The sequence below is a fragment of the Pseudoalteromonas porphyrae genome, from assembly GCF_001298125.1.
In the GTDB taxonomy this organism is placed as follows: domain Bacteria; phylum Pseudomonadota; class Gammaproteobacteria; order Enterobacterales; family Alteromonadaceae; genus Pseudoalteromonas; species Pseudoalteromonas neustonica.
Genome location: NZ_LHPH01000010.1, coordinates 16,076 through 38,879, shown reverse-complemented (window position 1 = coordinate 38,879; position 22,804 = coordinate 16,076). Strand labels below are relative to the sequence as shown.

At 40.0% G+C, this 22,804-nt stretch carries 14 protein-coding genes; 6 read left to right on the top strand and 8 right to left on the bottom strand.

Annotated features, from left to right (window positions below):
• Positions 1-41: 41 nt before the first annotated feature.
• The 3 genes from glmS to ADS77_RS10370 all read right to left on the bottom strand — a co-directional run bounded on the left by glmS (position 42) and on the right by ADS77_RS10370 (position 4,967).
• Positions 42-1,862 (bottom strand): glutamine--fructose-6-phosphate transaminase (isomerizing), encoded by a 1,821-nt coding sequence (glmS, locus tag ADS77_RS10380; RefSeq protein WP_054454287.1) that lies wholly within the window; start codon positions 1,860-1,862, stop codon positions 42-44.
• Positions 1,863-1,985: 123 nt separating this feature from the next.
• The gene (locus ADS77_RS10375) at positions 1,986-2,756 is read right to left on the bottom strand and encodes a DeoR/GlpR family DNA-binding transcription regulator (protein WP_054205815.1); all 771 of its coding nucleotides are present in this window, start codon (positions 2,754-2,756) and stop codon (positions 1,986-1,988) included.
• 156 nt (positions 2,757-2,912) lie between these two features.
• Complete coding sequence (locus ADS77_RS10370; RefSeq protein ID WP_054454285.1) at positions 2,913-4,967, bottom strand: winged helix-turn-helix domain-containing protein; 2,055 nt, start codon at positions 4,965-4,967, stop codon at positions 2,913-2,915.
• A gap of 189 nt (positions 4,968-5,156) precedes the next feature.
• Between ADS77_RS10370 and ADS77_RS10365 the strand changes: the two genes are divergently transcribed.
• The 4 genes from ADS77_RS10365 to ADS77_RS10350 all read left to right on the top strand — a co-directional run bounded on the left by ADS77_RS10365 (position 5,157) and on the right by ADS77_RS10350 (position 10,214).
• The gene (locus ADS77_RS10365) at positions 5,157-6,383 is read left to right on the top strand and encodes an efflux RND transporter periplasmic adaptor subunit (RefSeq protein WP_054454283.1); all 1,227 of its coding nucleotides are present in this window, start codon (positions 5,157-5,159) and stop codon (positions 6,381-6,383) included.
• An 8-nt stretch (positions 6,384-6,391) separates the two neighbouring features.
• Positions 6,392-7,096, top strand: a complete 705-nt coding sequence (locus tag ADS77_RS10360; protein WP_054454281.1) for an ABC transporter ATP-binding protein — start codon at positions 6,392-6,394, stop codon at positions 7,094-7,096.
• Positions 7,090-9,483 carry an ABC transporter permease gene (locus ADS77_RS10355; RefSeq protein WP_054454279.1) on the top strand — a complete coding sequence of 798 codons (2,394 nt, stop codon included), beginning with the start codon at positions 7,090-7,092 and terminating at the stop codon, positions 9,481-9,483. Before ADS77_RS10360 ends, ADS77_RS10355 begins: the two co-directional genes overlap by 7 nt.
• A gap of 194 nt (positions 9,484-9,677) precedes the next feature.
• Positions 9,678-10,214: a sugar O-acetyltransferase gene (locus ADS77_RS10350; RefSeq protein WP_054454277.1), complete on the top strand. Its 537-nt coding sequence runs from the start codon at positions 9,678-9,680 to the stop codon at positions 10,212-10,214.
• A 180-nt stretch (positions 10,215-10,394) separates the two neighbouring features.
• Here ADS77_RS10350 and ADS77_RS10345 read toward each other — a convergent pair whose 3' ends face one another.
• The 5 genes from ADS77_RS10345 to ADS77_RS10325 form a co-directional block, all read right to left on the bottom strand.
• Positions 10,395-12,806 carry an ABC transporter permease gene (locus ADS77_RS10345; protein ID WP_054454275.1) on the bottom strand — a complete coding sequence of 804 codons (2,412 nt, stop codon included), beginning with the start codon at positions 12,804-12,806 and terminating at the stop codon, positions 10,395-10,397.
• A gap of 88 nt (positions 12,807-12,894) precedes the next feature.
• Positions 12,895-15,291, bottom strand: coding sequence for an ABC transporter permease (locus tag ADS77_RS10340; RefSeq protein ID WP_054454274.1), 2,397 nt, complete (start codon positions 15,289-15,291; stop codon positions 12,895-12,897).
• Between the two features lie 93 nt (positions 15,292-15,384).
• Positions 15,385-17,781 carry an ABC transporter permease gene (locus tag ADS77_RS10335; protein ID WP_054454273.1) on the bottom strand — a complete coding sequence of 799 codons (2,397 nt, stop codon included), beginning with the start codon at positions 17,779-17,781 and terminating at the stop codon, positions 15,385-15,387.
• A 1-nt stretch (position 17,782) separates the two neighbouring features.
• Positions 17,783-18,487 (bottom strand): ABC transporter ATP-binding protein, encoded by a 705-nt coding sequence (locus ADS77_RS10330; protein WP_054454271.1) that lies wholly within the window; start codon positions 18,485-18,487, stop codon positions 17,783-17,785.
• A gap of 11 nt (positions 18,488-18,498) precedes the next feature.
• The gene (locus ADS77_RS10325; RefSeq protein WP_054454268.1) at positions 18,499-19,752 is read right to left on the bottom strand and encodes an efflux RND transporter periplasmic adaptor subunit; all 1,254 of its coding nucleotides are present in this window, start codon (positions 19,750-19,752) and stop codon (positions 18,499-18,501) included.
• 227 nt (positions 19,753-19,979) lie between these two features.
• Between ADS77_RS10325 and ADS77_RS10320 the strand changes: the two genes are divergently transcribed.
• Positions 19,980-21,386, top strand: coding sequence for a sigma-54-dependent transcriptional regulator (locus tag ADS77_RS10320; protein WP_054454266.1), 1,407 nt, complete (start codon positions 19,980-19,982; stop codon positions 21,384-21,386).
• A 2-nt stretch (positions 21,387-21,388) separates the two neighbouring features.
• A complete protein-coding gene (locus ADS77_RS10315) occupies positions 21,389-22,708 on the top strand; it encodes a sensor histidine kinase (protein WP_054454264.1) in 1,320 nt (439 codons plus the stop codon).
• Positions 22,709-22,804: the final 96 nt, after the last annotated feature.

Sequence of the window (22,804 nt, the reverse complement as noted above, 5' to 3'; positions counted from 1 at the left end):
GCTTTTTTTAAAATTAATAAAGTTTTATTAACCCATTGATTTTACTCAACAGTAACCGATTTTGCTAGGTTGCGTGGTTGGTCTACGTCAGTGCCTTTAATTACTGCTACGTAGTACGACAGCAACTGTAGTGGAATTGTATATACCACTGGGGCAATCACGTCATCTACGTGGTTTACGTTGATAACGCGCATTGTGTCGTCTGACTCAAAGTGTGAATCTTTATCCGCGAATACATAGATAATACCGCCGCGAGCACGTACTTCTTCTACGTTTGATTTAAGCTTTTCAAGCAATTCGTTGTTTGGTGCTACAACAATAATTGGCATGTCGGCGTCAATCAACGCAAGTGGGCCATGTTTTAGCTCGCCTGCTGCGTATGCTTCTGCATGAATGTATGAAATCTCTTTAAGTTTAAGCGCGCCTTCCATCGCGATTGGGTATTGTGAACCACGGCCTAAAAACAGTGAGTGGTGCTTGTCGGCAAACTCTTCAGCTAAGTCTGCAATGCCATCAGCGAGTAATAATGCTTCTTCTAATTTGTTTGGTAAGGCTTTAATCGCGTTCACAATAGTGCTTTGATCCAAGCCTTTTTCTTGCGCTATAGATGCTGTAAGCATTAACAAACCAACTAGTTGTGTAGTAAATGCTTTAGTAGAGGCTACGCCAATTTCAGCGCCTGCTTTAGTCATAAAGGCGAGATCTGATTCTCGTACAAGTGATGAGCCCGGTACGTTACAAATGGTCATTGAAGCCATGTAACCTTGCTGTTTAGCTAAACGAAGTGCCGCTAGCGTATCGGCTGTTTCACCTGATTGTGAAATTGTCACTAGTAGGCTATTTTCATGCACGAAAGACTCGCGATAGCGGAACTCAGAGGCAATCTCTACATTACAGCTTACGCCTGCAAATTGCTCAAGCCAGTAGCGGGCAACCATACCTGAATGATAAGACGTACCACAGGCAATAATTTGTACGTGTTTTACGTCTTTAAATATTTGCTGTGCGCTGTCGCCAAAGGCATCAATGGCAACGCGGTCATCATTTAAACGCCCTTCTAGTGTATTACGTACAGCAAGTGGCTGTTCGTAAATTTCTTTAAGCATGTAGTGACGGTATTCACCTTTGCCTGACGCATCTTGGGTGATGTTTGACTCAATCACTTCACGTTCAACGGCGTTGCCGTCTACATCAAAAATTTCCACGGTGTCACGAGTAATACGCGCTACATCGCCTTCTTCAAGGTAAATAAAGCTGCGTGTTACTGGTAATAATGCTAACTGGTCAGAGGCAATAAAGTTTTCGCCAAGGCCTAAGCCTATTACAAGTGGGCTGCCTGAACGCGCTACGATAATTTCGTTATCGTTGGCTTTATCAAATACCACTGTACCAAATGCGCCATCAAACTGTTTTACAGCGGCTTGAACTGCTGCAAGCAAGGTTGTGTGTTGCTGGCGAAGTTGATGAATTAAGTGCACCATTACTTCTGTGTCGGTGTCTGATAAAAACTCGTAACCGTCGCCTTTAAGCGCTTCACGCAAGCTTGCGTGGTTTTCAATAATACCGTTATGTACTAAGGCAATTTCGCTATTTGAAATGTGCGGATGCGCATTTGCTTCAGTCACGCTGCCGTGAGTAGCCCAACGTGTATGCGCGATGCCGGTAGTGCCTTTAACGCCCGCTTCATTAAGTGCGTTTTCAAGGTTTACTACTTTACCAACCGCTTTTACGGTATTTAGCGTATTGCCGTTTAAAAGTGCAACGCCAGCTGAGTCGTACCCGCGGTACTCTAGACGTTTTAAACCTTCAACTAAAATTTTATTTACTGGGCGTTCTGCAACTGCCCCAACGATTCCACACATAGTATTCTCCATTTTTGCACGTTACCCAATGTATTCACCTTGGGTTGTATGTGTTGTTAAATATTAAATGCCCATAATTGGTGTTGTCGGCCTATTATGAGCTGAAATTATTACCTTTTCAGGTCAATTTACCTCAGCGCAGATCAACTGCACGCCACATGCTTCAATTGCTTGGCGAGTATCAAGCGCCAAGTTGCTATCGGTAATTAAAGTTGTAACGCGTTGCCAAGGTAGTTCTAAATTAGGAATTCGACGACCTATTTTTTCAGACTCAACTAGCACGATTACCTCTCGAGCCGCCTCAGCCATTACTTGGCTAAGCCCTACTAACTCGTTAAAGGTGGTAGTGCCTCTTTCAACATCGATGCCATCGGCACCAATAAAAAGCTGATCAAAATCATACGAGCGCAAAACGTTTTCAGCTACTTGCCCCTGAAAGGATTCTGAATGAGGGTCCCAGGTGCCACCGGTCATCAAAAGTGTTGGTTCATTTTCTAAAGAAAGCAAACGGTTAGCTACGTTTATTGCATTGGTCATCACCACTAAACCTCGTTTTTTAGCAAGTTCAGGGATCATCGCTGCTGTAGTACGGCCGCTATCTATAATAATGCGGTTGTGATCTTTTATAAGGTTACTAGCCGCTTGTGCAATTGCCATTTTGCGAAGTGAATCGCTTTTCTCATCGCTATTTGCAACTATCTCTTGAGGTAGTGCAATTGCTCCACCGTAGCGGCGTAATAATAGTCCACTTTTTTCAAGCGCGGTGAGATCTTTACGAATCGTTACTTCAGAGGTTTGAAATTGTTCAGCCAATGCTTCAACAGCAACTTCTCCTAGCTCATTTACTTGGCTAAGTATTGTATGGCGACGTTGCTGAGTGTTTCGTTTGGTCATAAAGTAATTTATTAAGTTTCGTTTCGAAAGTTACAAGATTTTAAACGAAACTAATAAAATGGCAAGCCGTAGATCAAAAAAAGCGCAAAATGCGCTTTTAATTAACCCCAAAACAATGGATTTCAAACGCATTTAAAACTATTGCGTTAAATTCAATCACTGAACTTCAATTGTAATTATTTCACTAGTCCTGCTACCTAAACGTTTAACTACAACCGTATTATTGATTTTATCCACATAAAAATTTGGTCTGATCACACTAAAGTCAAACGTTGTAGAGCTTAGGCTAGAGCCATCAACATCATCTATATCGATTTCATTGAATGTTGTATTTATTAAGTTATGGCTGCTCCAGAAAATTTTACCATTTACAACATCCCAGTTAGTGTTTTTTTCTTTTGAAACAGTTATCTGCAATGGGGTCATTGTTTTTAAATTAACATTAAAACGAGACAACTTGCCTGTATTATCACCTAATATATAACCGTCTTTAAATTGACGGACGAAACGATACCCCTCAAAAAGAATGGATTGTGCTTCTTCCTTAATAGAGTATTCAAAAACCAACCATTCACCATTACTTTTTTTGGTGTACAAAATCGACTTTTCATCTTCTGAGAAAGCAGCATCGCCAATCATTTCATCCACTTTAGATATATAAGTTAGATTATTATTAAGCGTATTTAGCACAGTAATACGACCGTGGAGTTTAAGTAGTACATATTGCCCCGACAGAGATGGAGCTATCAACTCAAGTGATTTTTCCGTACTTAAAAACACCACCTTTTCCTTTGGTTTTTGTTTTTTATAAAAAGCTAAATCGCTTACACCTTTAAGCTTCTCGATCATCCAAACCTTATCTCCTAATGGTTGATAATCTACAATACGACGTTGCCCTGCTTGCTCACCATGAATCAATTCGATATTTTTAAAATTACTTAACGGCAATTTTTTCTCAGCAATTGTACTGATTCCATAGGTGTCTTTAATAGCAAACAGCATGCTTGGGCTCACCACATCAAGTGAGATAATACCTTGACCTGTAGTGGCTATTTCATCTAAACGCCCAGTTTTAACATTTATTTTAGCTAGCTTTTTATCATCTAATAAAATGATATGGTCATCATCAAGCCAATGAACATCATAAATAACCTCATTTTGATCATACTGAAAAAGAACACTGCTCGCCTTTAAATCTAAAACTCGAATAAAATTACGCTTACTATCCATATAAACGCGAAGTACAACCAACTTGCCTGAATTTGGTGAAATATCTGCTCGGCTATCATGTTCTCCTTTTTGAGAGACCGAGGTCACTTTTTCTACCAAACCAGCGTCAATATTGAATTTATAGATAAGCATTGCGCTTTCTCTACTTTTTTGTGCTGAAAAATAAATAACCTTACTTTCATTTTTATCGATAAAAACATCAGAGATAAAATAAAAATGTGTCACTAAAACATCTATTTTATATTCTTTATTTGTAAGGCCTACCCGCTTTAATGATGCTGCATCACCAACACTATCAGAGAAGAATAAGTAATTTCCATCACGTGAGAAAGCTAAGCCCCTAGGTAACCTTGTATCATCAACTAGCACTTTTATTGTTTGACTATCTTGATCTTTTAAATAAATTTGATAGTTATTTCCACGGCTTAATTTACTTGTAAATGCGATAAACCGACCATCATTCGAAACTTCCAGCACTTTTTTATCAGAGATAATCGAGCCAATAACTTTTGTAATGACATGTGATTCGTCATCAATATTTTCATATATAAAATAGGCTAACGAAATCAATAAAGCTATAATTGCAAAAAGCAGAAAAGTTTTCGTTTTTTTTGTGTTGTTACTTTCTGTGGAGCTCAGTTTTTTACTGTCTTCTGAGACTGACAATGTAGAAAATTTAGAGACAGGACAAATTAATTTATAGCCGCGCTTAGAAAGTGATTGTAGGTATTTAGGATTTTTGTGATCATCATTCAACACTATGCGAATTTTGCTTATAATCCGTCTTACCGCAGCATCTGATACACAGCGGTCTTTCCATAAATTTTCATGCAATTCATCTATTGATATATAACGCTCATGATGCTCAATAAAATACATCAATACAGCAAAAACTTTTGGTTCTAGCACAACAGATTGCTCATTAACTCGAAGAGACATTTCGTCTGTGTCTAAATAATACTCACCTAATTGAATCAACATACGTCCATTGCAGCTTTTAACGACCCATTGTTTTTACTTAGCCCAATCATAACCTATGCAATTTTTCATTACTACAACCCTTTAACCTATTGATTTAAAACATAGTCACAACTTAGTTACAGTAAAATTATTTATGTATTATTGCCTAATTAATTTGTTGGAGTATTTTCGTTGAAAAAAGGAATAACTATGAAACTTACATCTAAACTAATCTATCAAGGGTTGATAGGTTTATCTGCCGTTATGCTTATCTCTGGCTGGCAATTAGGATTTGCAGATAATGCCGAAGTTATATCAAAAGACTCTGTCACTATTGCGAAGGTTGAGCGTGGTGATTTTTCAATTAAAGTTGATGGCTACGGGTCATTGCAATCAATCAATAAACGACTCCTCACTGCAACTAGCAATGCTGTGGTTGACGAAATAAAACTCAAAGCAGGTGCTGTGGTTAACCATGACACGGTGATCCTCACTTTAAATAACCCCGAACTAGAAAGTAAGCTGCGCTTGGCATTAGCAAAACTTAAAAATGCCAAAACCCAAAAGCGGCAAACCGTATTACTACAACAGCGTGAGATGCTAAATAACGAATCAAGCGTATCTGAGCTAAAAGCACAATCTGAAATAGCCATGCTGCAAGTTGAAGCAGAGCGCACATTGGCTAAATCAGGCATTGTTTCCGGGATCAGCGCCAAGAAAAATGAGCTGGAAGCCAAACAGTTAATAAAGCGTATTGAGCTTGAGGAATCAAAACTTGATAAGTTAACACTGATGCAAAAAGAAGCCCTATCGATTCAAGATGACTTAATAGCCCAGGCGCAGGACGAATTTGATGTCGCAAAATTAATGGTAGAGCAACTTTCTGTTAAAGCGGGGATGAGTGGTGTTATTCAGCGCTTACCTTTAAGTTTAGGGCAAAGCGTCGCTGCGGGTTCTGAACTGGCGCTAATAGGTAGCCTTTCTCCTTTGGTTGGTGAAATAAAAGTGCCGCAAATTCAAGCTCATTTAATTCAAATAGGTATGACGGCCCAAATTAGTACGTTGAATGATCAAGTACGCGGTCAAGTGGTGCGTGTAGATCCTGTGATCAGCGACGGTGCTGTTCAAATTGATATTGAACTTGAAGCTTCAGAATCAGACACCATGAAGCCCATGCAACAAGTAGATGCGACTATTTTTGCCAATGTACAAAAAAATGTGAATTATATTAAGCAACCAACCGATGCAAGCGAAGGCAGCTATGGCTCATTGTTTAAACTCACACTGGATAACAAAGCAGTTAAAGTTGACGTGCAATACGGCAAAGCATCTGGCCAACTGATCCAAGTGTTGTCAGGGCTAGAGCCTGGCGAACAGGTTATTATTTCTACATTAGATATCCCCGCAGAAACAACAACAATAAAAATTGCTGGTTAAGGAAAAACATGAATACTGAAATTTTAAGAGTTAATAACTTAAGTAAGTCTTTTGCGAACGGTGAGCAAGTAAGTCAAATTTTAAAAGGAATTAGCTTTACCGTATATGACGGCGAGTTTATCTCTATTTCTGGGCCTTCGGGTTGTGGTAAATCAACACTGCTTAACATTATGGGCCTGCTTGACACTCCTCAAAGCGGTGAATATTACATTGACGGTTTATTGGTCTCTGATATGGACTCAAACCAACGTGCGAAAGTACGCGGTAATCGCATTGGTTTTGTGTTTCAATCGTTTAACTTAATTGACGAAATGACCGTACTTGAAAATGTTGCGCTGCCACTAAAATATCGTGGTGATTCTTTGTCAACACGCCACGCAAGAGCGTTAGATTGTCTTGAAAAGGTGGGTTTGGCTGATAAAGCTGATTTACACCCAAATCAAATTTCTGGTGGTCAGCAACAACGCGTATCAATTGCACGCGCACTAGCTGGTGATTCTGGCATCATGCTGGTCGACGAGCCGACAGGTAACTTGGACTCAAAAAATGGCGATGCAATCATGGCGTTAATAAAAGACCTTAATCAGCAAGGTACAACGATTGTATTGGTTACCCATGATCCGCGTTATGCCGACATGGCTACGCGGAGTATTCAGCTAAAAGATGGCACTGTGGTTACTGCAAATGTAGAACAGGTTGCTCAGTCATGTTAAAAACTGCCTACAATACCTTTAAACGTGCCAAACAATATTATTTTACTACTGTATTTACACTGGCATTAACGCTCTCTATGGTGCTTAGTTCATTTAGCTTGGTTGATCTAGTGTTTTTCTCACCGTTGCCTTATCAACAAAGTGATAACTTATATTTACTTGAAGGCACCATTAACTCTAAAGGCTATTCAGGCCCTGCTAGTAATTCAAAGGTAATGAGCTACATTGAAAACGAAAACACCGTTTTTACCGATGTTGCTACTTATCATAAATGGACTGACTATAAGCTACTAGATAAACCAACAAGACCTGCTGTGGACGTAATACTCGCTTCACATAATTTATTTGATCTACTCGGTGTACAACCCAAACTTGGTCGGTTATTTAACAAATCAGAAGCACTCGGCACTCAGCAAATGTCGGTCGTATTAGGTTATCGTGCTTGGCAAACTCACTATAAAAGTGACCCTAATATTGTTGGTAAAAAAATACAACTTAATCAACGCCGCTTCACGGTTATTGGCGTCGCTCCCGATAACCTTGTACTACCTGATTACAGCAAGATAAATAACGCAATTTGGTTACCAATTGATGCTGACGAAGCCTTCAACCCTAAAACATCTAACGGTTTTATGGGCGCATACAAAAACGTTGTTAGATTAAAACCCGCAACCTCAGAGCAAGAAATTAGTAAACAACTAAGTAATTTATCGCTCAAAGGGGCGCAGTTGCACGCGCCTAATATTTTAAAAGACTTTACTGTGGATGCACGTGTTACTGCATTTAATGATGCACTTAGGGGCGACAGCGGAAAGATTGTATTAATGCTGTTATTGGGTGTGTGCTTATTAATGCTCATTGCACTTATCAACCTGTCTAGCATGCAGCTTGCAAAAGCTATTACACGTATCAAACCACTTGCAATCAGCTTTGCTTTTGGTGCCAGTAAAAAACAGCTCATTATTGAAACACTCAAACATAATGTTTTACTCATTAGTATTGCGGTGTTATTGGCTCTAACATTTACTCAAATCGGTTTTATGGTTATTCAAAACCTAGCAGCCGATGCCATTCAACGCTTAGATACTCTGTCTTTAAGCATTAATACATTGCTGTTTTCAGCATTTCTAATTATCAGCATTGCCTCACTTTACTCCTTCATAGAGCTCAGTGTTGTTAAAGAAAAAAACCTAATGAACAGCCTACAAAGCAGCGGTAAAGGCACCGGTAAACAAATGAGTTCTGCCACCAGCCACTTACTTGTTGGTTTGCAAATTTTGTTTTCGTTTTTAGTATTAACCACCGCCAGTCACGTCGTGCTCGTTACACTATCAGAAGCACTTAGAGATAACGGCATTAACACTCAAGGCAAGTACTCACTAACCGTTAATTACAGCAATATTGATAAATCCAGCGAACGCATTAATTTACACAAAGCAATTAGTCAGAGGTTGCTGGCGCTTAATAATGTGAGCAGCTTAGCTGTTTCGTCCGAAATGAGGCTACCAAAAACGGTTAACGTCAATCAAATATATAACGAAGCCGGACAGTATATTGCCCAAGCACGGAATAGCTTAGTAACTGCCAATTACTTTACTGAACTTAACTTCACGATAACGGGTAAAGGCTTTGCCAAGGGGGATGAACAATTCGAAAACCCACCGATCATTATTAACCAACGCCTTGCGGACTTACTTAATAAAAACAGTAATGATGTACTAAACAGTAAAGTGAGTTTTGATAATAAAAAGTATTACTCAATCATAGGTATTGTCAGCAACACCTATGTACCGGGCAGCCCTGAAAGTGAAGACTTTGAAGTTTTTACACCTAAAGATTACCCTGGCTGGCAACAATTTACGTATTTAATTACTGTTGCAGATGAAAGTAATGCAATTGCCCATATTCAACAAGCGGTATTAGAAGTAGACCAACGATTAGACATTAATAACATCGCCTCTTTAACAAGTCTGTTTGATGGTAAAAGACAACGTCATTTAAATGCAGCATGGCTGGCTATTGTATTGGCATCAACATCGCTACTGATGGTGTGTATTGGCATAAACGGTATTGTTAGCTATTTAGTTAAAGTTCGCAGATATAGCTTAGGCGTAAAACTTTCTATGGGGGCTGACAATTATAGGCTCCTAAAAGAAAGCTTATTAGAGCTTATGCAACCTATAACAATGAGCTTGGTATTAGCTTTCTCGTTGGCATTTTTAATTATAGGCTATTGTATGTCATTACCTGGGGTTGACCTGCCTATAAACTGGTGGTTAACAATGGCCATTTGGTTAGGGTTATTAGCTATATCAGTACTTGCCAGCTTTTTTCCGATCAACCAAACGTTACAGCAAGATCCAATAAAGGCGTTACGAAATGAATGAAAATAAGACTCAAGCGCTTTATATCCATAAATAAAGCTATAAATAGGCACCCGACTTTAATCTATTTTGCGTAAAGTCGGGTTTCATTGAATCACTCACTGTCAACAACAACAACAACAACAACAGGTAGTCCCGTTTGGTTAGCAGCCAATTTTGCTTTATCATCAATGCATACTCATTAACTGCCTAAAACGATGACTCATCTAACTCAATTCAATAGCCTAGCAAAACCACTGTTTGAAGAGCGCAAAGCCGCTCATGAAATCTGCCGCTTATTTAACAAAAGCCCAAGTAAAGGTAATTTAAAGCGTATTAAAGGGCTGTTTGCGCAGTGCGGGGAGGGTGTAATTATTGAAGCTGGGTTTCATTGTGATTACGGCTCGCAAATGCAAATTGGTGATCGTACTTTTATAAACATTAATTGCACTGTGTTAGATGCACCAATTGTTGAGGGGGTCATTACCATTGGCAGTGATTGTTTAATTGGCCCAAATGTTCAGCTATTAGCGGTATCTCATGCAGTTGAGCCTAAACAAAGGCTACAAAAAGAAAACTTTGCAGCGCCAATAACGATAGGCAATAACGTGTGGATTGGCGCAGGGGTTATAGTCTTGGCGGGCATCACCATCGGCGATAACGCTGTAGTAGGCGCAGGGTCTGTCGTCACCAAAAATATTGCCGAAAATACAGTAGTTGCAGGTAATCCCGCAGTAAAAATTAGAGATATTTAAACTGTTATATTGTAGGTCGTCATTTATGGCGACACAACATATACAGCCAAATTCACCTTGACGCGCTAAAGCACGTCCTACAGGTAGGTCGTCATTTATGGTGACAAGAATATAAAAGGCCTCCCGATAAACAGAAAGACCTTGGTGAGAGATTGTAACTAATTTTATGTAACTACTTATCTATTCATCACGCAAAATAAGCGATGGCCTTGTGCTTGCCGCTTTAAATGCAATACTTGCTACCGTAAGCCAAGTGATCGCAGCAACGCTTAGTGCAGCAATTAAGTAAACCCACATAGCTTGATCAATACGTTCATTAAAGTTGGCTAACCAATCGCCCACCAGCCAATAAGTAAGCGGATACGCTATGGCTACACTCACCACCACCAAAATCAAAAACTCTTTCGCCAATAGGTTCATAATCCTAATGCGTGATGCACCGAGCACTTTGCGTACTGCAACTTCTTTTTGTCTGCGCAAAGTAGCAAAGGACGCTAAACCAAAAGTCCCTAAAATCGTTAAAAAAATCGCAAGAGGGCTGAACACTGCTAATATATTTAACGTTTTTTGCTCGTGTTTATGGGATGCCATAAATTCATCAATCAACCAACGCAACTCTATATCATTGCGCTGCAAGTGTTTTTGCAGCACTGCATTAACCTGCTTAATTAATGCATCTGCTTGCTTACCATCCGTTTTTAAAACAATATTCGCGATATCTGTATCAGCAAAACCCAAAATGAAAGATGTTGGTAGTTCGGGCTTATTCACCGACCCTAAGCGAATATCATCTACCACACCAACCACTGTTGCTGTAAAATTACGTCTTGGTACTGTAACTTTAACTCCAATGACCTCTTCAAGATTGTCATAGCCCGCCATTAAGGCTTTTTGCTTGGTGATGATAATGCCAAATTCAGCGCTGCTATCATCATTGGAATGATACCAATCGCTTGAAAAATCACGTTTAAAACCGCGTCCAGCCAGTAGTTTTAAGCCTAAAGTTTCAACTACATCAAACCCCACTCGAATAGATGGAAACATGCCATCGTAAGTCTCACCATTTGGCCAGGTATAATGCATACCGCCATTCATATCTGTTGCGTAGTCTGTATCGCTTAAGGTGATATTTTCTATCCCATTTAGCCCAGCCAGTTCATCTAATAATGCATTGCTGTATTTATTGAACAATAACGCTGAAGGTAACTCACGAATAACCAACCGATTCTCTTTTTCATAGCCTACATCTGTACTGTTAACCAACACCATTTGCTGGTAAACCATAACAACAGCTGCAATTAAGCTTATAGCGACCACCCCCTGTATACACAAAGTAAGTTTGCGAATGTAGGCTGATGACTTACCACGACTTAAGTCACCACTTAGTACGCGTTTGGCGCTAAATGACGATATAAATAAGGCGGGGTATAATCCAGCCAACACACCAATGATGATAAACATACTAATAACACCCAGCATAAAAGCAGAGCGATAATCAAACCACAATTGACTCTCAGTGAGTATATTAAAAGCGGGTAAACTGAGCTCAACCAATGCGAATGCAATGACCCCAGCCAACAAGACCAATAGCAAAGACTCCATTAAAAACTGGCTTACAAGCTGCCATTTGCTTGCACCAAGTGATTTGCGTACCCCAACCTCTTTAGCACGCTTTGCAGCCCCTGCAATATTAAAATTAATGAAATTAACACTCGCAATAATCAGTAATAATACACTCAAGGCTAGACTCACTTGCAGTGCTAGATATGACCCACCTTGTTTCATTTCCCATTGACCACTGGTATTAAAGTGCAATTCAGTCAAAGGGATAAATACAAAGCTTACATCACTAAAGTTAGGGTTATTAGCACGCTTAACTTGCTCATTTGTCATTTCTTGTGCAAGAGCAGCCGCATTAGCACCTTCCATTAATTTTACATAAACATGGCTACCAAAAGGACCTTGCTCAACCTTGGGCATTTTTGCTAGTACATCAAAGGAGAAATGGGTGTTATTGCCTAAATCGTCGAATACAGCGGCAATTTGATACTTACCACCATCATAGTTGAGCGACTCTCCAACAACATTATTACGGCCAAATAGCCGCATCGCTTCTGACTTACTCAGAGCAATGAGACCCTGCTGTTGCAAAGTGCGATTTAAATCGCCATACATCACATTGATGTCAGCAAATTCAGGCAGATTTTCGGTAGCAATATAGAAATTACGTAAACGAAATTGCTGATCCTCCACGGTCACCACATCGGCAAATGGATGACCACTAAATTGCAAAAAGAAGCTGTTCGCTATTAAAAGCATGTCTTCTATTTGAGCATGGTCACGCATGAGTAATGGCATCTTAGGATTAATTGCACCATCAACTTGTAGCCCCACAGAACGCATATCTTGATGGATACGATAAACTCTTTCTGCATCGGCTTGATGCTTGTCGATAGTGAGCTGGTGCTGTGCAAATAGCGCCACTAATATGGTCGCGGCAATACCGATACTAAACCCTAAAATATTGAGTGCCGTGTGTATTTTCTGCTGTTTTAACACTCTAAATGCGGTTGCGATGTATGACAAAAACATACTCTCTCCTTGCCCTTGTGATTATTTTTGAATATGAAAAACAGCGACCTAATTATCTTAGATCGCCGACTTTTTAAGTTTATTGTTATTACTCATACCGTAAAATTAAAGACGGGCGTGTGCTGACCGCTTTAAGCGCAAGGCTTGCTACGGTTAGCCAGGTAATGACTGTAACGGTAATTCCAGCAAATAAATAAACCCAAAGTGGCTGAGTGATTCTATCGTTGAAATTATTCAACCAGTTATCCGTTAGCCAATACGCTAAAGGCATACTTAATAAAAAGCTAAGTGATACGAGTTTTAAATAAGACAAACTCAACCCTGTTACTAATTGCATGATGGGTGCGCCCAACACCTTTTTAATGGCCAAATCTTTTTGTTGCGAGAGTACAGTTTGAGAAACTAATACCGCAAGACTTATAAGGGTTAGCACAGTACTCAAAATTAATAACCATTTTGATAACGTAATTATTCGATACTCATTTTTGTAATTTTTTGCATAATCATCTGCAAGCGTGCTTACTTCTATATCAAGGATTGAAAAACGCGATTTTAATACATCCGCAATTTGCGTTTTTAAATCTGTATGTGAAGCTGCGTCAGTTACTTTAATGACAATATTGCCATTAGGAATGTAATTACGTGCAAGGTTAAAAGACAGGGGTATCATTTCTTGCTTAGCTGAACCTACCTTAACATCTGCGACAACGCCGACAATAGTCGCATTTAAATTTGAATCAGCATTGGTAAGCGTCATGCCGATCACGTCCTGCAATGATTTGTAACCCGCTAAATGAACCATCGACTCAGTAACAATTAACGCCACTTGCTCAGAGCCATCAGGCATTTTTTGATACCAATCACTTTGAAATTCTTCACTAAAGCCTCTGCCTGCTAACAAGTGAAGGCCTAATGCTTCAACAACATTAAAGCTAGTTACAACGGAAGGCGCGACACCTTCAATTACCTGACCATTTGGCCAAGTTAATTGAACTCCTCCTCGTACTTGCTCTGTAATATTAATGTCGGTTGCAGTAACTGAATCAACGCCTGGTAAATCAGCAATTGCTGATATTAGTTGTGTTTTATCTTTTTCAAATAGTTGTGTGGCTGGTACATTTTTAACTATGAGTCTATTTTTAGTTTGATAACCCACATCCATGTTAGCAACAAACTCCAGCTGTAACTGGGCAATTATAAAGACGATAAAGATCAATATCGCCAAGCCTGCTTGAAAACTCAGTACTCCCTTCACTAGCAAACTTAAATGGTACTGATAATGTGTTCTTACTAATAATTTCACATCAACATTCGCAACAACTACCCCTGCATATACACCATTGAGTAATCCTATTACTAAGGTAACTAAAACAGCCATCAGCACCATACTCTTGCTGAGTACGAACAATATATGTGTCTCGACTAACTGATTAAAGTAACCATAAGTCAGCTCAACAAATGCCAAAGACAACACCACCGCACAACCTGTCATCAAAATAGATTCATAGATAAATAAACGAAAAAGTTGACCTCGGCTTGCCCCTATTGCCTTTTTAATCGCAATTTGTTTTGCCGCTCTACCAACACTGACTAAATTAAAGTTGATAAAATTACAGGTTATTTGCAAAAAAAGAATGAAAATCAGCCCGCACGCAATGGTAACTGCGAGGATCGACCCAGGCGCTTTCATTTCATAAGTTGAGCGACCTTTTAAATAAATATCAGTGATATTAATCAATTTATATTGTACCGTTTTGTGCTCTTCTGACTTTGTTTTTAAATATTCTTTAAATAACTTAGTTTCAAGTTCAGCAATATCTGTATTTACAGCTGTTTTTATATAAACGTAACCATGGGGTTGCTTTTCAATTGTGTTAGGGAAGGCTGTTAGCACACTGAACTGAAAATGAGTATGCGTTGGTAAGTCCTTAAATACCGCGCCAATTATATAGGCTTGATTTTTTGTCGTTAACCGTCTTCCAATTACATTAGCGTTAGCAAATAGTCTGATCGCTTCTGATTCACTGATAGCAAGTTGATTAGGCGTGTTCAAAACCAGATCTAAATTGCCAAAAATAATGTCTAGGTTAATAAATCGATCTAAATTATTTGACGCAAAATAGACATCTTTTAACTTAACATTGGTTTCGCCATTATGTGCGTCTAAATTAAAATGGTGATCAACATATCCCATAAACTCGGCAGGTATTAAACTAAATATTTCTTCAATGTCGCTATCATTTTTAAGTGCTAGTGCCACAGCTAAATCGCGCATCGGCATAAGCGTGTCAAAGCCAAAGCTTTTATAATCTACATGTGCCCTATATACCCGCTGTTTATCCGGTTGGTTACTATCATAAGAAAGCTCATGTTTTACAAATAGAGCCAACAAGATAACAGCTGCTAACCCAGCGCTATAACTAATAAAATGGAGCCAAAATAATCGAGTCGCTTTTGTTCTTATTGAAATAATTAATTGTCCCAAAGTGGTCATCCTTTTCAACTAGCTTTGCGCTGCCAAAATTTAACTCGATACTTTGGCAGCGTTAACATTTTTGTCTAAAACATCACTTTTTTATTATTCATAGCGTAAAGTAAGCGATGGCCGTGCGCTCGCGGCTTTGAAAGCAATAGTTGCTACCGTAAGCCAAGTTATTACTGCCACAACCAATGCAGCCACGCCATACACCCATAACGCTTGATCAACCCGCTCATTAAAGTTTGCGAGCCAGTCACCCACCAGCCAATAAGTTAGCGGGTATGCGATTGCTACACTGCCAAGCACTAAAATTAAAAACTCTTTTGCCAGTAGATTCATAATACTGATGCGTGATGCGCCAAGCACTTTGCGTACAGCGACTTCTTTTTGGCGACGAATCGTGGCAAATGAAGCTAAACCAAAAGTACCTAAGCAAGTTAAGAACACTGCAAGGCCAGTAAATATAAGTACGACAAGAGAAACACGCTCATCACCTTTTAATACCGCTTTATAGTTTTCAGCTAGTAGGTTTATTTTTGGCTCATAAATATTAGACACTTCAGCTAAAGCTGTGATCACTGCTTGTTTTATAGCAGGGAGGTTTTGCACGTTCACGGTTAAAATTACTTCAGATACTGGTGTTAAATAGTTATAACCACATAAAAACATAATGTTAGAATTCGCATCTTGTGCATTACCAACCTTTACATCTTTTACAACACCAACAACTTGCATATCCACATTACGCCCTGTGTCTTTAATTTTTTGTCCAACAATATCAGCCACATTGCTATAACCAGCCTGCTTGGCAACGGTTTCTGTAATAATTGTACCTACTGTTGTAACCCCGTTTGCTCGCGTCGCCCAGTCTGAGGAAAACTCACGGCTAAAGTCTCTACCAGCAATAAGCGTAAGGCCTAGCCCTTTTACAACATCAAAACCAGAACCTATCACAGGGGTTATTCCACCTGAAAATTCACCATTGGGCCAAGTAGGCTGTAATGTATTATTAATTGAAACGGTTAAACGAGTATCAATAATCGTTGCTTGCTCTACACCATCTATAGCCGTCAAGCGATTAATTAGTGCGCTAGGCTGCTGCGTAAATACCGATTGCACCGGCAACTCTGAAACCACTAAGCGTTGCTGCGTTTGATAGCCTAAAGGAAGACTTTGTAAGTGAGATAATTGTTTTAACAACGTAACCGATGCAATGATCAAACCGATTGCTAATGAAGCTTGCAAGGTCAATAAACATTTACGTACCCAAATGGCCGTATTACCGCGTTGTAAATCGCCACTTAACACTCGTTTTGCGCTAAATGATGAGATAAACAATGCCGGGTACAAACCTGCAAGTATGCCTACAGCAATAACAACAGCCATAATGCCCAAACCAAAGGCTGAAAAATAACTCACTATCAGTTCACGATCGACCAGCTGGTTAAAACTTGGCAATAACAGCTCCACTAACACACAGGCAATAATCATCGACAATAGAGCAACCAAAGTAGACTCAGCTAAAAACTGTGTTACTAACTGCAGCTTACTTGCGCCAAGTGCTTTGCGCACCCCTACTTCTTTGGCGCGCTTTGCAGACTGTGCCACCGTCATATTGATAAAGTTAAAGCCAGCAATCAAAATAAGTAACACGCTCAACCCTGCACAAATCGTTACAACTTGCTTTGCGCCGCCTGCTTTCATTTCAAATGGCGATTTTGCTGTTAAATGTAAGTCTAGTAATGGGTGTAACTCAATGGCAACTTGACCCGCCATTTGCCCATTGAAGTACTGTTTAGACAGTGTATCAGCGAGTGCTTTTGGATCTGCTTGCGGCGCCAAGCGCATATAAACATAACTGCTATTAACCATCAGGTTATTTGGATCATGTTTTACATATACGAGGTTTTTAAATGCAAAGTGAGTATTGCTTGGTAAATCTGCAAACACCGCCCGTACAGTATATTGCCCTTGCTCGTGCTGTAGCGTGTTACCAATAACATTTATTGTACCGAAAATTCGCAGTGCTTCAGATTCACTTAGAGCCAAGCTCTCAGGTGTACTCATTGCATTTTTTAAATCCCCTGCCAATGTGTTTATATTGATAAAGTTCTCAATATTTGGCGTTGCCCCATACAAGTCATTAAGTTTAAAACCCTGATCCCGGTACTGCACGTCAACCATAGCTTCTCGAGTCAGCGATACCATCGTCAAACCAAACACTTCTTCTACTTGGCTATATTCAGTGGCTTTTGCCGCTTGAGAATAATTGAAAATAGGAATAACTGATAACCCTAACTTTGAGTAATCTTGGCCTACACGGTAAACACGTTCAGCGTGAGGTTGCTGACTATCGTATGACAACTCGTTTTGTGCAAACAGTGCCACTAAAATTGCCGCAGCTAAGCCGATACTTAGCCCTAAAAGGTTTAGGATAAAATGCTGTTTTTGTTGCTTAAATGATCTTAAAGCAGTGACTAAATAATTAATAAACATATTAAGCAACCTCAACAACGGCTTGCTGCGCAATATTTGCTTTATCAAGCATCACTTGGCCATCCAATAGGCGCACTAAGCGATCAGCATAGGCACCCTCTTTTTCTGAGTGAGTCACCATAATAACCGTGGTGCCCTCGCGGTTTAATTCGCGTAGCATCGCCATCACTTCATCACCGTTTTTAGAATCGAGGTTACCAGTTGGCTCATCGGCTAAAATTAGCTTGGGATTAATCACTAATGCACGCGCAACGGCTACCCGCTGCTGCTGACCACCCGACAGTTGCTGTGGTAGATGCTCGCCGCGGTGATCAATACCCACGCGCTTTAAAATGGTTTCTACGCGTTGCTTACGCTCACTTTTTGATATTTTTTGATACTGCAATGGCAACTCTACGTTTTCATAAACTGTTAGCTCATCAATCAAGTTAAAGCTTTGAAATACAAAGCCAATTGATTCTTTACGTAGCTCTGCTAGTTGCTTTTCGCTATAGCCTGCAATGTCAGTTCCCGCAAAATCAAAGTTGCCTGAGGTCGGTGAATCAAGCATACCCAAAATAGAAAGCAGCGTTGACTTACCACAGCCAGATGGCCCCATTATCGCTAAAAAATCGCCTTCGTTTACAGTTAAGTTGATATTGCTTAGCGCTGTTGTTTCAACATCTTGAGTACGAAATACGCGGCTTAAATTAGTTAGTTTGATCATTGTTATTATCCTTAAAATTGTAATTGCTGTGCTTTGTCAAAGTTGCTGTAGCTTGAGGTAATCACTTGATCCCCAGCGTTTAGCCCTTCAAGCACTTCAAAATAGTGTTGATTCTTTTTGCCTAGGCGGATATCACGGCGCACTGCTTTATCACCGCCTTGTTCGATTACATAAACCCAGTTACCGCCCGAGTTAGTAAAAAAAGCCCCGCGTTTAAGCAGTAAGGCATTGTTATTGTCACCCCCTAGCATTAACTCAATATCAATGCTCTGCCCACGTTTAATACTTTTTGTCGCACTGGGTAAATCAACCTCGATTTGAAATTGTGACTGCTGTACGCGGCTATCAATTTTGCTCACTTTGGCGGTAATCTCGCCATCATCAAGCTCAATCATCACTGTCATATCGCGCTGAACTTGATTTAAATAAAACTCATCAAGACGCACCACTAATTTATATTCGTTAGGAATATCAATTTGACCGAGTCGTGCACCGCTACTTTTTGACTCACCAATTTCTACATCAAGCTCGCTTAAATAGCCTGACACGGGCGCTTTTACCAATAAGTTGTCGAGGTTTCGACGGGCAAACTGGAGGTTTTTCTCTAGCATTTTAGCGCTATCTGAAAGCTGAGCCACTTGCACCTCTCGTATTGAGTTTTCTTGTTTTTGGCGCTCTAGGGTGAGCTCTTTACGGGCTTGGTAATAATTTAAATCTTCTTCAAGCTCTGCTAATTGCTCTTGCGCCAACACCCCGCTTTTAACCAAGGGCTTAGTTTGTTTTAAGCGGCGTGTTAAATGAGTGATTTTTAATTCGATTTCTAATAGGTCACGGCGTAAATTTAAGCGGCTGGTTTCCATCATCATCTGCGTATTACGTAAAAAGTTAAGCTGCTCTGTTACTTGTGCCTCACGGCTCATAACATCCAGCTGTAAGTTAGTATTGCTTAAGCGCACCAGTGGCTGGCCTTTTTCTACAAACTCTCCTTGCTCTATCAAACGCTCTTCAACTTGACCGCCAGCGATAGTATCAAGGTAAATACTGGTTTTTGGCACAACTTGACCGCGTAAGCTTAAGGCATCTTTAAAGGCACCTTGTTTAACCGTGCTAACCGTTAAACCACTACGCTCGATATTTTGGCTACGGCCTGTATCACTGCTTTGCGTAAAACCGTATGCAGCCGCTGCAACACCTAAAGTAAGTGCTGCAAAAGTAAATTTTTTTAAATATTTTTGCGTAAATGAGCGTTCTATTTTTTTGTCCATGTCGGCTACCTTGATACAGGTTTAATTAATCTAATTACCCATAGGTATAACAAAGTGCATGCCAACTTTTATTTTTATTAAATTACAATGACTTAAATTTAAATTTTGCCCAGCGGATACTCTAAGTGTCCGCTAATAGAACACTTAGTAACTTATTAAGCGTCCATTTATGGACACTGTACCGTTTTTGTTTTAGGCTAAATAAAACCTTATAAAAAATAATAATTATGAAACATTCAGGTTCGATTTTAATTGTTGACGATAACCCCGATATTCTCATTGCGGCGCGTTTATTATTAAAGCAACACTATCAACGCGTTAAAACTACTGATAACCCATTTGATATTGCTGGCATTATTAACGAACAGCGCAATAGCGATCAGCCCATTGACGTTATTTTATTAGATATGAACTTTAGCCAAGATTCCATTAGCGGCAAGGAAGGCTTTTATTGGCTAAAAAAAATCATCGAACAAGACGCCAACATCGTGGTGTTACTGATGACCGCCTACAGTGATATTCAACTTGCTGTTGATGCCATTAAAGCGGGTGCCTCTGATTTTATTGCTAAACCATGGCAAAACGAGCAACTACTCGGTGCAGTCGCCGCTGCGTTCTCACACGCTAAAGACAAACAACAAGTCGGTAAGCTCACTCGTCAAAAGCACGGCCTAAACCAAGCACTAAATACGCCTTCGTTTGAATTTTTAGGACAAAGCACAGCGATGCAGCAGGTGTTTAATACCATTGAAAAAGCCGCAAAAACCGACGCAAATATATTAATCACTGGCGAAAGTGGCACAGGTAAAGAGCTCACCGCTCACGCAATTCATCAAGCAAGTATGCGTAGCGAACACACCTTTTTGAGCTTAGATATGGGCGCAGTGGCGCAAAACCTATTTGAAAGTGAGTTATTCGGCCATAAAAAAGGCGCGTTTACTGACGCTAAAGCTGATCGAATTGGTAAATTTGAACTTGCCCAAGGCGGCAGTTTATTTTTAGATGAGTTAGGTAACTTACCTCTTGAACACCAAGCTAAGTTACTCGCCGCATTGCAAAACCGCCAAGTAACTCCGATCGGCGGCAGTAAAACAATTGATATTGATATTCGCCTCATTTGCGCCACTAACGACAACCTTGAGCAAGCGGTCGCTGAAGGTCGTTTTCGTCAAGACTTACTGTATCGTATTAATACCGTTGAAATTAGATTACCTGCCTTACGTGAGCGCAGTGATGACATTCCATTACTTGCTGATTACTACCTCAATCATTTTGCACAAAAATATAAACGCAACTTAACCATAACCACGCATGATATGGCATCGCTTTGCCATTACTCATGGCCGGGTAATGTACGTGAGCTCGCCCACGCCATAGAGCGTGCGGTAATATTAAGCGAAGGCGAAAATCTTGATGTGAGTTCAGTGGTTGGCAATATTACAAGTAACGTCAACAGCACTAATAACCCAATTGAAAATAATAATGCGTACGATACTTTTGATTTAGATATACTCGAACAACGCACAGTGCGCGCAGCCCTTACTCACTATCAAGGTAATGTGAGCCACGCAGCTAAAGCGCTTGGTTTAACCCGCGGTGCGATGTATCGCCGCCTTGAAAAGTATGGCTTATAAATATGCGCCCTTATTTTTTACTCGGCTTTAACCTAGCCGCATTAACCAGCTGCAGTGCACTATTATGCTACCTGTTTATTAATAAAGGCTTTTCGGCAACGCTGCTATCAGTTGTCTTAATAAGTATTGCGCTGATCGGCCATCTATTTACACTATTTACTCGCCAGCAAAAACAAGCCGAAATGGTTATTCGCGCACTCGCTAATGGCGATAGTACCTTAGGCCTTAGCCAGTATCATCCAATGCGTAAGCAGTTCGATCAAGTCAAAGAGCAAATGCAAACCGCACGCTTTAATGCCGAGCAACAAGCACAGTTTTTACAAGCATTATTAATTCATGTCGACTTGGCTGTATTAGTCTCTGATGACAGCGGCCAAGTTATTGAGTCAAACCCTGCTGTAAATAAGCTTTTAGGCAAAAGCTTTAAGCACTTAACTGAATTAGGCGCGGTGGGTGAGCTACTTTTACAAGCCGACCAAAACGTACGTAGCACCCTACACTGGCAAACAGGTGAACAACACGATACATTGTCAATTCAACTAAGTATCGCCGAAATTCAGGGTAAAGTTCGCCGTGTTGTCAGCATACAATCGATTCATGATCAATTGCAGTTAAAAGAACAGCAAGCCTATAAGCGCTTAACTAAAGTACTAACGCACGAAATAGCAAATTCTATCACGCCACTTTCATCTCTAGCTCATACGTGTACAACCTTATTACCGCAAGAACTGTGTTTTGATGATATTGAAGATAAGCAAGACTTACAGCTTGCACTAAGCACGTTAGCGTCACGTACTGGGCATTTAGGCGAATTTATAGCACGTTTTCGTCAAGTTAGTAGCTTACCCAAACCTAATTTAGCACCATACAATTTAGCTAATATACTTGAACAAATAGTCGCGCTGCACCAACAGCAAGCACTCAGCCAAGGCACAACTTTTGAGCTTGCGATTCGTAGCCAGCAACTGGTGATGCTCGATAATAGCCAAATAGAGCAAGTGCTGGTTAACTTAGTAAAAAATGCACTTGAAGTACTTGCTATGGATCAGCAACAAAACGCACAGCACTCAAACAAAACACCCATAATTCAACTCACCCTCGCGCAAAATAGCGCCCAACAGCTTTACATTGAAATCAGTGATAACGGCCCAGGTATTGCTGAACACGTTATAGATATGATTTTTGTGCCCTTCTTTACCACAAAGCAACAAGGTTCTGGTATTGGCCTAAGCCTATCAAGGCAGATTATGCTCAACCACGGCGGTGATTTAGTTTATGTGCAAAAGCCACAAGGCGCATGCTTTAGGTGTGTGTTTGGATGATAGGCCGTCATTTATGGCGGTAATTCATTTATGACGGTAATTAGAATTTATACTTTTCGCTAAAACACAACTTACTACCACATTTCTCTCATCTTG

Excerpts from the sequence above, each read along its gene's own strand:
- ADS77_RS10345 (WP_054454275.1), bottom strand. The coding sequence starts at position 12,806 with ATGTTTTTGTCATACATCGCAACCGCATTTAGAGTGTTAAAACAGCAG.
- ADS77_RS10360 (WP_054454281.1), top strand. The coding sequence starts at position 6,392 with ATGAATACTGAAATTTTAAGAGTTAATAACTTAAGTAAGTCTTTTGCG.
- ADS77_RS10365 (WP_054454283.1), top strand. The coding sequence starts at position 5,157 with ATGAAACTTACATCTAAACTAATCTATCAAGGGTTGATAGGTTTATCT.
- ADS77_RS10320 (WP_054454266.1), top strand. The coding sequence starts at position 19,980 with ATGAAACATTCAGGTTCGATTTTAATTGTTGACGATAACCCCGATATT.
- ADS77_RS10370 (WP_054454285.1), bottom strand. The coding sequence starts at position 4,967 with ATGTTGATTCAATTAGGTGAGTATTATTTAGACACAGACGAAATGTCT.
- ADS77_RS10325 (WP_054454268.1), bottom strand. The coding sequence starts at position 19,752 with ATGGACAAAAAAATAGAACGCTCATTTACGCAAAAATATTTAAAAAAA.
- ADS77_RS10350 (WP_054454277.1), top strand. The coding sequence starts at position 9,678 with ATGACTCATCTAACTCAATTCAATAGCCTAGCAAAACCACTGTTTGAA.
- ADS77_RS10375 (WP_054205815.1), bottom strand. The coding sequence starts at position 2,756 with ATGACCAAACGAAACACTCAGCAACGTCGCCATACAATACTTAGCCAA.
- ADS77_RS10315 (WP_054454264.1), top strand. The coding sequence starts at position 21,389 with ATGCGCCCTTATTTTTTACTCGGCTTTAACCTAGCCGCATTAACCAGC.
- ADS77_RS10335 (WP_054454273.1), bottom strand. The coding sequence starts at position 17,781 with ATGTTTATTAATTATTTAGTCACTGCTTTAAGATCATTTAAGCAACAA.
- glmS (WP_054454287.1), bottom strand. The coding sequence starts at position 1,862 with ATGTGTGGAATCGTTGGGGCAGTTGCAGAACGCCCAGTAAATAAAATT.
- ADS77_RS10330 (WP_054454271.1), bottom strand. The coding sequence starts at position 18,487 with ATGATCAAACTAACTAATTTAAGCCGCGTATTTCGTACTCAAGATGTT.
- ADS77_RS10355 (WP_054454279.1), top strand. The coding sequence starts at position 7,090 with ATGTTAAAAACTGCCTACAATACCTTTAAACGTGCCAAACAATATTAT.